Below are 12,151 nucleotides of genomic sequence, written 5' to 3'. Positions count from 1 at the left end.
TATCTCCTTAGTCGAAAGCCACGTCGGGCAGCCAGGTTGCAAATTCAGGCACCAGGAATACAATCGACAGTCCAACCAGCTGAATTATGATGAAGGGTATAACACCTTTGTAGATGTCCATCACGTCGATTTCAGGCGGTGCCACGCCCTTGATGTAAAACAATGCGAAGCCCACCGGCGGTGTCAGGAACGACGTCTGTAAGCACATGGCAAAGAGGATGGTGAACCACACCAGATCAAAACCCAGCGTTTGAACCACCGGTGCCACCAGCGGCAGGATGATGAGGGTAATCTCGACCCAGTCCAGGAAGAAGCCAAGCAGGAACACCGCGAACAGAATGGTCAATACCACGCCGTAGGGCCCGAATGGCAGCCCCAGTAACGCATCTTCGATCACCCGGTCGCCACCGAGTCCCCGCAATACGACAGAGAACGCCGTAGCACCCAGGAAAATCGCAAAAATGAAGGCAGCCGTGCGGGTGGTCTGTTGCACCGAGGCGTTGAGCACCTGAAAATTCAGGCGTCTTGCCATCAGGGCCAGCAACAGAGCCCCCAGGGCACCCACGCCGGATGCCTCCGTGGGCGTGGCTATACCGGCAAAGATAGAGCCCAGCACACCGAGAATCAGCGCAGCTGTGGGCACCACCGCCTTGGCGACTTCCCAGACAATGCTCCAGGAGACTTTCTCGGTGCCCGGTGGCACCGGCGCAATGTGCGGCTGCATCAGGGGGCGGATCATCACATAGGCGACATACATTGCGCCCAGAAGCAAGCCGGGAAAGAACGCACCCATGAACAGATCACCCACAGATGCCTCTGGAACTGCCAGCCGGTCTGCCATCAGCACCAGCATGATGGACGGCGGAATAAGAATTCCCAGAGTACCGGTGGCGCAGGCGGTGCCCACGGCAAAACCCTTGTCGTACTTGTTCTCCATCATCACCGGCAGGGAAAGCATGCCCAGCAACACCACCGACGCCCCGATGATACCGGTGGTGGCGGCCAGCAATACGCCAATGACAACCACCGTTACCGCATATCCGCCGCGGACCGCGCCAAAGAGTTTTACCATGCTGTTCATCAGTCGCTCGGCCACGCCGGACTGATCAAGCATGATGCCCATGAATATGAACATCGGTAGTGCGACAAGGGTTTCGCTGTTTACGACACTCCATACCCGCTCCGGCACAAGTCCCATTGAAGACTGATAGTCGAACCAGAGGTTAGCGCCGAAGTTATCAACGGCAACGACGCCGATCAGGGTCCAGATTACGGCAGTACCACCCAGCACCCAGGCGACAGGATAGCCGGTCATCAGCAACGCCATGAAGGTCAGGAACATGCCGATTACAAAAAGTGTTTCAAGCTCCATCAGGACGCATCCTCTTTCTTGTTACTCCCGGACTCGATCCGGATGGGCCTCGGAAAACCAAAAAGCAGGGCAGTTACTTTCAGCAGGCGGGATAGCGCAGCCACCAACAGAAGAACGAACGACAAGGCCACAATGCCCTTGAGAATCCAGCGGTATGGAAGCCCGGCAGGTGCCTGACTGGTTTCTCCCTGCTGCCAGGAGCTGTAGGCGTAGGGGGCCATTTCCCAGACTGCCAGCCCGAGAAACGGAAATAACAGGAATACCAGGCCAAACAGTTCAACCCAGGCCTGACCTCTCAGGGAAAGGCGTTCATGGATCACATCCACTCTCACGTGACCATCAACCACCAGCGTGTAGGACAACCCCAACAACCAGCCTGCCCCAGCCAGGTGCCACTGAACTTCTTCCAGCGTCACCGATCCAGCGTCAAAGGCATAGCGGCCAACCACTGCATAAATGATCACTCCAGTTATCACGACCCAGAGCCAGGACGCACCCTTGCCAATCCCGGAAATCACACGGTCTACAACCTGGCTGATCCGGGTGGTAGGCAACTCCGTGTGATGATGAAGCAATTGCTGGGCGTCGGAAACCAATGCCCGCTCACTCTGCGGCAAGTCTTTATCTGACACCGTCATACAGCAGTTCCTCGCTCAGAATGCCGATTATAAAACAAGGATGGCCCCGAAGGGCCATCCAGACTTGATCAGAAAACACCGGTCCTCAAACCGGTGTCTCGAAGGCAGCCCTGGACCTTAGAGATCGGACGGAACGTAGGCGCGCTCGTCCCAAATCTTATAGGTTTCCATGAACTCCTTCTGGCTTTCATAGGCGCGCTTGAAGTCAGCATCCTTGGAGGCTTCTTCTTCCAGCACTTCGTCAGTCACCGCTTTCAGCTCTTCGAGAACCTCACGGGGGATCTGATCAGCATTGACGCCCTTGTCCTGGAATTCAGCCAGAACCTTACCGTTCTTGTATTCACCCTCGGCCAGGCCCAGCGTTGTTGCGGCAGTACAGGAGGCTTCAACCAGCGCTTTCTGCGCTTCAGTGGTCTTGTCCCACTCACCCTGGTTGATCAGCATGTACTGGGCGGTGAATTGCTGATGCCAGCCCGGGAACAGGTTGTATTTAACTACCTGATTGAAGCCGAGGATCTGGTCGATGGCGGGCATGGAGAATTCGGTCGCATCGATAGTGCCTTTCTCCAGCGCCTGGTAGATCTCACCACCGGGCATCATGGTGACCGAGGCTCCCAGTTTTTCCAGAACCTTGCCACCCAGTCCCGCGAAGCGAATCTTCAGGCCATCATAGTCATCCAGTGTTTCAATTGGGTCCGTATACCAGCCCGCTGTTTCAGGACCGATAATGCCGCACAGCTGGGCATGCACGTCAAAGCCCTTGTTAGCATAGACTTCCTGCAGCATTTCATGACCGCCACCGTAATAATACCAGGCAGTGTAGGCCCAGGGTTTCATGCCAAAGGGCACGGCCGCAAACAGGGGAATGGCAGGCACCTTGCCCTGGTCATAACCAATCCAGGTATAACCGGCGGATACCTTGCCGTCGGAAACGGCCTGCAGAATATCGAACGGCGGTACCAGCTTGCCGGGCTCGAAGACGCGAACCTGGATGCTGCCACCAGAAGCGGTAGTGAGGTTTTCGGCAACCCAGGCAGCAGGTGAGCCCAGGCCGGGCAGGTTGGTGGCGAAGGCAACCGGCATTTTCCAGCGCAGGTCATCAGCAAACGCCGATCCCGAAGTCAGGGCGATCGCACCGGCGATGCCGGTAAGGGCCTTGAAGAGTTTCATTGGCAATTCTCCTAGCATTGTTGTTGTATTCGGCCAGACAGGAATATTTCTGACAGACCTGATCCAAGTGTAGTCAGACATCGCAGGAAACGAAGCGGACAAAAACATTTTTTGGGTCCAACGAAAGCGCCAGCTTGTTATCTGCGATTTTCTGACGTCCTGAGACCGGGATGCTGCAGGCACTATGCCAATCATTTTTTTATGTTTTTTATCAATAAGATAGACTATTCAGAAATCGCGTGGCACCGATCAATGTCCGGATGTCCGGACGGTTTTAGACGTCGGTCGTAGTGGTTTGTACAGATATCTGGACACCTGCCCGGAATTCAGGACATCCTGGCCAGTTTTTCATAGAGCACTGATCGTGAGATGCCAAGAAGCTTGGCTGCGCGAGTTCGATTGCCGCGACTTGCGACCAGGGCTTCCTCAATGGCCTGCGACTCCGCATCAGCCAGGGTCTTGGCAAGGGGGCGCACCGGCTGCGGAATCAGCGAGGAAGCCGCCCGCTTACCGCTACGGGGCAAAACCTTGAAAATGGCGTCGGCGTCCAGCAATCCGCCATCCTCGCCCATGGTAAGGGCCCGCTCCAGAACATTGCGCAGTTCACGGATATTGCCCGGCCAGTCATAGCTCCCCAGAGCAGAAACACCGGCATCGGTTATTTCTCCCCTCATCTCGAGGCCGTCACAAATTTCACCCAGCAAGGCCTCGCACAGCACGCCCAGATCTGCCAGCCTGTCCCGAAGCGGGGGAATCGGGATTTCCAGCACGTTCAGCCGGTAATACAGGTCGGAGCGGAATTCACCTTCGGCAATCATCGTCTCCAGGTTTCGGCTGGTGGCGGCAACGACTCTCACATCCACCGTCGCTATCTTGTTTGAGCCCAGGGGTTCGATTTCACCTTCCTGCAGGGCTCGCAGAAGCTTTGCCTGGAGTGGCAGCGGCATATCTCCGACTTCATCAAGGAACAGGGTACCGCCGTTCGCCAGCTGGAATTTGCCTTCCCGTGTACGGCGATCGGCGCCGGTGTATGCTCCTGGCGCAACGCCGAAAAACTCGGCCTCCAGCAGGTTGTCCGGAATGGCGGCAACATTCACACCCACGAATGGCTTTTCCGCACGGGTGGAGACAGCATGAATCGCCTGGGCCAGAACTTCTTTGCCTGTGCCGGTCTCGCCCAGCAACAACACCGGCATGTCCCGGCCAGCCGCAAGCCGGGCCCGGCGTTTTACCTCCAGAGCCGCAGGGCTGGCACCGACAAAATCAGCAAGGCTATAACGGGTTCCACGGGTCTTTTTGGCGAGTGCCTTACGTGCTGCCGCCAGATCCTGATGCAGGCGCCGATACTTGGCTACCAGTGGCGTCAGTGGCTGCAGATCGTCATAGAGGACAAACGCCACAGCGCCCATAATACGACCGTCGTCGTCGTAGAAGGGCAACCGGGTCACCACCAGTTGCTGGTTATTGTGTTCCATGATGTCGAGCAAAAGGGGCTTGCCGGTTTCCACCACTTCCGGCATGCGGGTATGTGGAATCAGCTGGCGGACCGGCTTGCCGATAACGGCCTCGGGGTCTCCCAGCCCCAGCAGGTGGGAGTAGCTGCTGTTGATCCAGGTAATACGGCTTTCATGATCAACGGCAATCGCACCGGCGCTGGCCTCTTCGAACATGGGAAACAGCGCTTCGATCAGGTCCCTGGTCAGGCCGCTTTTGTTATTCTCGCTAAACAGCTCGGTCATGTACCCTGTACCACCGGGTTGGATGTTAAACATGGCAATATCCATGGCACCCGGCGAACCGGGTGCGGTGACGGAAGTATATGGTTCCCCCGGAACCGGGGCAAATAATGCGCCGGCCCGGAACCCTGGCGGGCCGGCTGGTCGGTGCTTCAGTCGGGGATCTGCACCTGATCATCGCTGAACACGATGCGATCGCCGGCCTCGGGATCCGGAGAAATCGGAGTCAGGTTTGCCTCGGACAGGGGGGGCGCACCGTCACCTCGCGGCACGGTTCTGACCACCTGGCTGGGCGGCAGTGCCTGCTTGTCAGCAAGGTTCGCCCACACCAGGTCGAGCGCCTGGAAGTAATAATGATGCAGGGGCACATAGCGCTCCGGCAGCCCGGGGAATCCGTTCAGGACATCCAGATGGTGGGCATTGAGGATCTCATAGTACCGCAAATTACTGGCACTACCCTCGACCCGCTGATTCAGGCCGAAATAAGGCCGGGATGTGTGGTTGATCGGCAGGATGGCATCGGCACGACCGGTCACGAAAACCGTTGGTTTGCCTTGCAGATTTCCTGACGCACGGACCTCCTCAATACCACCGGCAATCCGGTCTGCCATGTCAGCAGCGAGACCAGTGAGCGGCGCACCGGTGACAACATCAGCTCCGACCGCAAGGCCCCTCAGACAAAGCAGTGCGTCCAGACCGTAATCCTGCTGGCTGGAACTGGGCGAGGCACTGACGGCAAGATTTGTGGGCTGGCCTTCGGCCGCGTCATAAACCAGGTTCACCCCGGCGCTGGGTGGAATGCCATTGCTTTCCGAGAACAACGCTGCCTCCCGCGCGTCGCTGAGCTGCGTAACTGCTCCCCCCTCCCCGGTGGCGGCGAAGCTGATCTCGCACACTCGGTCTTCCACCCCGGCTTTGCCATAGGCATTGGCATAGGTTGCGGAAATACCCTGGGCCACCGAAAGCGCGAAATGGACGGGAGCCAACAGGTTCTGCTCGGGTTGGATACCAAGTTCCGTGTTCAGTATACGCAGGGCCTCGGTCGCGCGCTCATCCGTAGTGGCACCCGTCACCAAACCCTTGTTTGCCAGTGAGTTACAGATATTTTCCGCAATGCTGGGATCATTGAGAACGTTGAGGGGGGCCTCATCACGAATTTCCGGCGCGATGTTCGCACACCCCTGGTAGACCGCCAGCGCCGTGGTGTAATCCAGCAGGCTGCGACTGTGCCCGGCGAGCGGTTCGCCGTCACCCTGGCGGATAGTAAAGCTGGTATCTACCTGGGGATTAACGTTGGGCTCCGATACTGCCACACCGTCAATCAGGCCGGATTCATCCAGTTCCGCGGCACGAACAGAGGCGCCGCCACCATTGGAAACGCTGGAAGCGATCACCAGGGTATTGTTCGGCTTCAGTTTCATGACCTTGCGACTGTTGCCGGTTTCCTGCCCGAACTTCTCGTTCAGTATGTAATAACCGAACTCGATCGACTGGAGTACATGCCGGCCCCAGTCTGCCTCGGGGTTGACCCGGGAATGGGCATGTTTGTAGGCAAAACGGTCGGGCCAGGCAGCATCGAAATCACCCCGCGCCTCGTCGTCCAGATCAGCGCGGAACTGCACCGGTTCATCGGCCCGGCTCAGGGTTCCGTCGATACGCTGCGCGGCGTTGGTGGCCAGGTTATGGGAGCCAGTGCCGGTGCCCTTGTCGGTATAGACTACCGCGCAACCTTTTTTCAGTCCCCATTCACCGGCAGTGCCAATGGCGCCGTAGATACCCCGTGACCCTGATGAGGGCGCTGTAATCATGCAGGCCTGCCTGGGATCAAAGCTGTCGGGCACCTGGACCATAACTGTAACCGGAACGTCGCTCCCCTCGACGGTCATATAGGCCAGATACTCCTCGCCAGGTATCAGCCCCTCCCCCCCACTATCAACCTGGGGGCCAAAGAAATCACCGTAGCCGCCGCCTGGCACTGTATCCACAAGTGCGCGATAGTTATTGTAAATTGCCAGAGTCCGTAGTTCCTGCGGCGTCGGGTTGAGGGCATCGTCAAACACCGGAGCCGTCGTGCTGGCAAGGCCACTGGCACCGAGACCACCAGTCAGAAGGTCGTTGGTGATACCGTCATATCGGTTCGACACGACATCTCCCTGGACGAAATCCGGGAGTTGGTTGAAGGGCGTCTTGCACGCGGTACCTGATATCATCACCGCTCCGATCAAGGTGCATTGAAGTAGTTTTTTCATGATTATTCCCTGTTGTTTTTGTTAGACACGGGAACCCGGCGCACAAGATAAACGCCCGGCACCACATCTGGCCAATGCGTATCCTGTGCCAACATGGCAAACCATTGATAACAAATTTAATTTTCAAGATGTTTCGGAAATCGGGGGGAAAGATTTCCGGATATCCGGACAACTGCGGCCCTGCAGGACACCCGGAGGGTGACTATGAGTTAATGCAGCGCATGGTTTGGGCCAACTGTAGCAGTATCCGGACACCGTCCGGCTTTCCGGACGACACTCATCTCGCCACCCATCTGCCGGCGCGCGCTCCCCGTAAGAAATACTGCAGCCTGACGATCTGACGGAGAGCCGATGAATCCCTCTTGTTTGCTGACCATAATCGCCGGTATCCTGCTGACCGCCTGTGCTTCTCACCAGAACGCACCGGAACAGCCAGTGCCGTTACCGGAAACCGGATTCAGCACCCGGACGGACCTCACTTTCTCGCCCGACGGATGGCCCCAGGCCCTGCAGGCAGATCTCTACCTGCCCGAGAGCAGCCAACCGGTGTCAACCGTGCTGCTGGTGCATGGTGGTGGCTGGGAACGTCGCTCACGGCGAGATATGACGTGGATTGCGGAGCATCTGGCCAGTCGCGGTTTTGCGGTCATGAACATCGACTACCGGTTTGCACCGGAGCACACCTTCCCGGCCCAGCTGTACGATCTGCAGGTGGCCATGAACTGGCTTCACCATCACGCCGAGAGCTACGATCTGGACCGGGATGCCATCAGCGCGTTCGGATTTTCCTCCGGCGCCCACCTGGTCAGCCTGATGGCGCTGGTCGCCGAATCCCGGCATCCGTTAAACCAGCCCTACGGAGGCGAACACGCCAGACCGGTGGCCGTTGTTGCCGGCGGGCTACCCAGCGATCTCCGTGCCTTTGGCTCGGGAAAACTGATCCGCCAGTTCCTTGATGGCGAACAGGAAGACATTCCCGGCATCTACCGGGCCGCCTCCCCCATTACCCACGTCACTGCCGGCGCTCCACCATTTTTCCTGTTCCATGGTGCTCAGGATATGCTGGTCCCTGCCAGCCAGGCAAAGGAGTTCCGGAACCGGCTGACGGATCATGGTGTCGAGAGCGAGCTGTACCTGATGCATCTGCGAGGTCATATCACCAGCTTTCTAACGGCCGGCAATGCCGTTGAAAAGGCCACAGACTTTCTGATCCGGCACAACCGGACCACCCCCGAGAGCAGCCAGGCCGGGAATTAGAGGGTGACGAAAGGCGCCACCGTCAGTGCCAGAATAACCAGAATCGCGAGGCAGGCCGCAATGGTCCTGACCGGTTTCTGCCGCAAACGATACCAGACTCCGCCTGTCCGTCCTTCAGCCAGGTCCTGCTGGTAAATCTCGCGCTGTCGCTGCAGTCGTTCACGCTGGTAGTTCTCCAGCAGCGCCCTGGCGCGTCGGGCCTCATCGTCATCGTGGACCCAGAAACCACCCATGCTGATGCCCCAGCGGCTGGGCGGGGTTTCGTAGTAGCGCACATCGTGCGCTTCAAACAGCTCCCGGATTTCGTCGGCCTCGTCATCGGGAACGTGACGCAGGTTCATGAGATGGTTGGTCATGGTATGTCTGGCACCGGATTATGAGATACCCTTATCCTAGCATTCCGGAGAAGCTCTCACCGCCCGGATCATCAGGATAATCAATGCCAGACAGCGCCATTCGACGATTACTGGAGTTCGACAGGCAGGTTCAGCGAGACAGCGACCAGAGCCCGGCTTTCCTACACCGGCGGGACCGCCGTTTTGCCCTGGATTGCCGTGCCAGGGGTGTCTCACCCGGCGCGGATCTGTGGCTTGAACATGTCCGCCGCCTGCGCCCGCAAGCGCCCGCCAAAGACCCTCTCAAACAATGGCGGCATCTGACCACCGGCTTTGCCCTTGCGGGGCTGATATTTGGCGTTATGGCGATGCTGGGACTGCTGTTCTACGACGGAGGCCAACGCATCAACCTCACGGTTATTCTGGCGTTCGTACTGCTCCAGTGCATACTGGCCGTCATCACCACTGTACAGGCCTTTGCCGGCTGGCAACCCTGGCATTGGCTGTTACGGAAATTTTCAACGGCGAGCCACTCCGGTGCACTGCGGCCACTGCAACCCATGCTGATGGCCCGTGCCGCCCATACCGGCGGGCTGATGTTCGGCGTGGCCGGCTTGCTGACCTTGCTGGTGCTTGTAGTGATACAGGATCTGGCCTTTGGCTGGAGTACGACACTCAATACGGGCTCCGACAGCTACTACAGTCTGCTGGCGACCCTGGCAACGCCATGGCAGAACCTCTGGCCCGCAGCAGTTCCCGACCGGGAACTGGTTGACGCTACCCGGTTCTTTCGCAGCGAAAGCGATGGTGCTGCCGATCCGGCGCTCTGGGGCCGCTGGTGGCCCTTTGTTGCCATGGTGTGGACAACCTATGTCATCCTGCCCCGGCTGGTACTGCTGGCGGTGGCAGCCATCCATCCCGGCCTGCGGGCCCGCAGGGAACTGGCCCGACATCCCGGCATGATTGCCCTGCAGTACCGTATGGAAACCCCGACTCTGGATACCGGCAACCGTCACAATGACGCTGCTGACCAGCCGGATATCAACACTCCGGGACAGCTGCACCCATTGCCAGCTGCACAGGTTCTTATCCGCTGGGCCGGTGTTGTCGAATCTGAACTCCCTGACACCCTGTCAGCCGGTTACCGGGATATTCTTGCAGCAGGTGGCAACGTCTCCCTTGAGCATGACCATCGTGTCCTCGACAAGGCCGGACAGGTTCTTGCTGCCAGCACCAACCCCGCAGCGGTGATAGTCACCCACAGTTGGGAGCCACCTACCGGTGAACTGGCCGACTTTCTGAGTGCAGCCCGCAATGTCTGGCCGTCAGCCACGCTCGTTGCCCTCGTGCCCGTGGCAACACAACCGGAACAACGAACACCGGACCATCAGCTAAGCCAGTGGCTGCGGTTTGCGGACAGGTGTGGAGACAGCCAGATCGTTGTCAGCACTCCGGACGTGGCCTCGCCGCAGCCCCGTATACACCGGGCACTGCCGGACGGGTATCGACAATGACTGCCCCCGTATTCGCTGTGGTTGGCCACCCCAACAAGGGAAAATCCAGCATCGTGGCCACCCTGTCCCAGAATGATGCCATCGCCATTGCCCTGGAACCGGGGACGACCCGCCAGCGCCAGGAATACCCGCTGACCGTGGATGGCAAAACCCTGTACACCCTGGTGGACACCCCGGGTTTCCAGCGTCCCCGGCGGGTGCTGGAGTGGCTGCAGGCCCACAGCGTATCGGCTTCTGACAGGGCAGAAACCGTACGCGCCTTTGTTATCCAGCATCGTGACGATGGCGGATTCACCGATGAGTGCGAGTTGCTGACACCGCTGACCGAAGGCGCCGGAATCATTTACGTGGTCGACGGCTCTGTGCCCTACAGCGCGCAGCACGAGGCTGAAATGACCATCCTGCGCTGGACCGGACGGCCGAGCCTGGCACTGATCAACAGCATTGGCGAGGATGATTACAGCGACACCTGGGTAAGGGCGCTTGGCCAGTTCTTCCAGGTTGTGCGTAAATTCGATGCCGTTAGCGCCCCCTTCGAGCAGCACATCAGCCTGCTGCGGGCGTTTGGCCAGCTGGAACCCGACTGGGAGCAGCCCCTGGAACAGGCAACGGCCTTTCTCCTGGCCCAGCGCCGCCAACGCCGCAGCGAAGCAGCTGCAATGATTGCCCGCACCCTGGAAGAGATGATGTCGTTTCGCGAAAAGCGGACCCTCACTGCCCGCCAGGCCAGCGCAATCTCCGACGAGGAGCTGGCCAGGCAGTTGCGAAACAGCTGGTACCATAACCAGCGCAAACGGGAACAGCATCTGCGAATTGCCATCGAAAAACTTTACGAGCATCATCGCGTTGAGCGCCAGGAAGCCGAACTGGAGTGGCACAATGAGCATGACCTGTTCAGCGAGGACAGCCGCAAGGCCTGGGGTGTTAACCGGGGTTACCTGGCAACAGCCGGGTTCGGGGCCGGGGCCATGGGTGGTGCCAGTGTCGATGCGCTGGCGCTGGGTCATTCATTGGGAGCAGGCGCCCTGGTTGGCGGATTGATCGGCGCTGCGGGCAGCTATTTTTACGGTGACCGCCTGACTTTGCCGGTGCTCAACACCGGAGTACTGACCAACGGACTCAGAACAGCCACTTTTGGCCCTGTACAGGACAGCCAGTTCGGCTATGTTGTATTGGGGAGGGCGATAAATCATTGGTGGTATATCAGCCACCGGAATCACGCCGGTCGCGAATTGCTTGATCTGGCACCGGCGAACAACCACTGGTTGGAGCATCTGGACCGGGCTAACCGCAAGATCATTCATCGCGCCTTTGAACGCTGTCGTAAACAGCGGGCACTGGATGATAAAGCCCGGCTGGCACTGGCTGCCGCCATTGAGCAGGCCATGGGCGCCTACGACGATTGGCGGTTGAACCGAAGCTGACCGTGATGTGTATACTGTAAAACTGCTCCATAAATTAACGAGGGATATGTATGAAGATTGTACGAGTTGAGGACATCATCGGCACCGACCGCGAAGTAACCGGGCCGGGCTGGACCAGCCGCCGCATGCTGCTCAAGAAGGATGGCATGGGTTTTTCGTTCCACGAGACCATTATTCCTGCCGGCGCAGAATTGAACCTGTGGTATAAAAACCACCTGGAAGCGGTCTACTGCGTTGCCGGCAACGGTACCATCCACGATAAAAAGACCGGTGAAACCCACGAGATTTCTGACGGTACTCTGTACGCACTGGACAAGAACGACCCCCATACACTCCGCGGTGGCACCGAAGACATGCGCCTGATCTGCGCCTTCAACCCGCCGGTTACCGGCCGTGAAGTCCATGACGAAGATGGCGCCTATACTCTGGATACCAGCGACATTTAAGCCCGGCCCC

At 58.6% G+C, this 12,151-nt stretch carries 10 protein-coding genes; 4 read left to right on the top strand and 6 right to left on the bottom strand.

Translation table 11 applies throughout. The features are described from left to right. Positions 1-7: 7 nt before the first annotated feature. From DIT72_RS05730 to DIT72_RS05710, 5 genes are all read right to left on the bottom strand, one after another. Complete coding sequence (locus DIT72_RS05730; RefSeq protein ID WP_135954204.1) at positions 8-1,372, bottom strand: TRAP transporter large permease; 1,365 nt, start codon at positions 1,370-1,372, stop codon at positions 8-10. After that, positions 1,372-2,010, bottom strand: a complete 639-nt coding sequence (locus DIT72_RS05725) for a TRAP transporter small permease subunit (protein ID WP_135954203.1) — start codon at positions 2,008-2,010, stop codon at positions 1,372-1,374. Before DIT72_RS05725 ends, DIT72_RS05730 begins: the two co-directional genes overlap by 1 nt. Positions 2,011-2,127: 117 nt before the next feature. Beyond that, positions 2,128-3,180, bottom strand: coding sequence for a TRAP transporter substrate-binding protein (locus DIT72_RS05720; RefSeq protein WP_135954202.1), 1,053 nt, complete (start codon positions 3,178-3,180; stop codon positions 2,128-2,130). A gap of 326 nt (positions 3,181-3,506) precedes the next feature. Next, complete coding sequence (locus DIT72_RS05715) at positions 3,507-4,952, bottom strand: sigma-54 interaction domain-containing protein (protein WP_323053134.1); 1,446 nt, start codon at positions 4,950-4,952, stop codon at positions 3,507-3,509. A 116-nt stretch (positions 4,953-5,068) separates the two neighbouring features. Further along, positions 5,069-7,126 (bottom strand): 3-hydroxybutyrate oligomer hydrolase family protein, encoded by a 2,058-nt coding sequence (locus tag DIT72_RS05710; protein ID WP_265937494.1) that lies wholly within the window; start codon positions 7,124-7,126, stop codon positions 5,069-5,071. 390 nt (positions 7,127-7,516) lie between these two features. Between DIT72_RS05710 and DIT72_RS05705 the strand changes: the two genes are divergently transcribed. Next, a complete protein-coding gene (locus tag DIT72_RS05705; protein WP_135954200.1) occupies positions 7,517-8,422 on the top strand; it encodes an alpha/beta hydrolase in 906 nt (301 codons plus the stop codon). On the opposite strand, the gene DIT72_RS05700 is transcribed toward DIT72_RS05705, so the two are convergent. Next, positions 8,419-8,778 carry a DUF6164 family protein gene (locus tag DIT72_RS05700; protein WP_135954199.1) on the bottom strand — a complete coding sequence of 120 codons (360 nt, stop codon included), beginning with the start codon at positions 8,776-8,778 and terminating at the stop codon, positions 8,419-8,421. The two genes, DIT72_RS05705 and DIT72_RS05700, sit on opposite strands and share 4 nt — an antisense overlap. 83 nt (positions 8,779-8,861) lie before the next feature. On the opposite strand from DIT72_RS05700, the gene DIT72_RS05695 reads away from it, so the two are divergent. The 3 genes from DIT72_RS05695 to DIT72_RS05685 are packed head-to-tail and all read left to right on the top strand — an operon-like array spanning position 8,862 to position 12,141. Then, positions 8,862-10,271 carry a DUF2868 domain-containing protein gene (locus DIT72_RS05695; protein ID WP_135954198.1) on the top strand — a complete coding sequence of 470 codons (1,410 nt, stop codon included), beginning with the start codon at positions 8,862-8,864 and terminating at the stop codon, positions 10,269-10,271. Then, on the top strand, positions 10,268-11,695 hold the full coding sequence (locus tag DIT72_RS05690; protein ID WP_135954197.1) for a GTPase/DUF3482 domain-containing protein: 1,428 nt from the start codon (positions 10,268-10,270) through the stop codon (positions 11,693-11,695). Before DIT72_RS05695 ends, DIT72_RS05690 begins: the two co-directional genes overlap by 4 nt. Before the next feature lie 50 nt (positions 11,696-11,745). Beyond that, positions 11,746-12,141, top strand: a complete 396-nt coding sequence (locus DIT72_RS05685; RefSeq protein ID WP_135954196.1) for an ectoine synthase — start codon at positions 11,746-11,748, stop codon at positions 12,139-12,141. Positions 12,142-12,151 lie beyond the last annotated feature (10 nt).

The sequence above is a fragment of the Marinobacter orientalis genome, assembly GCF_004792665.1.
Lineage (GTDB): Bacteria > Pseudomonadota > Gammaproteobacteria > Pseudomonadales > Oleiphilaceae > Marinobacter > Marinobacter orientalis.
This window is presented reverse-complemented; position numbering and strand designations above follow the sequence as displayed.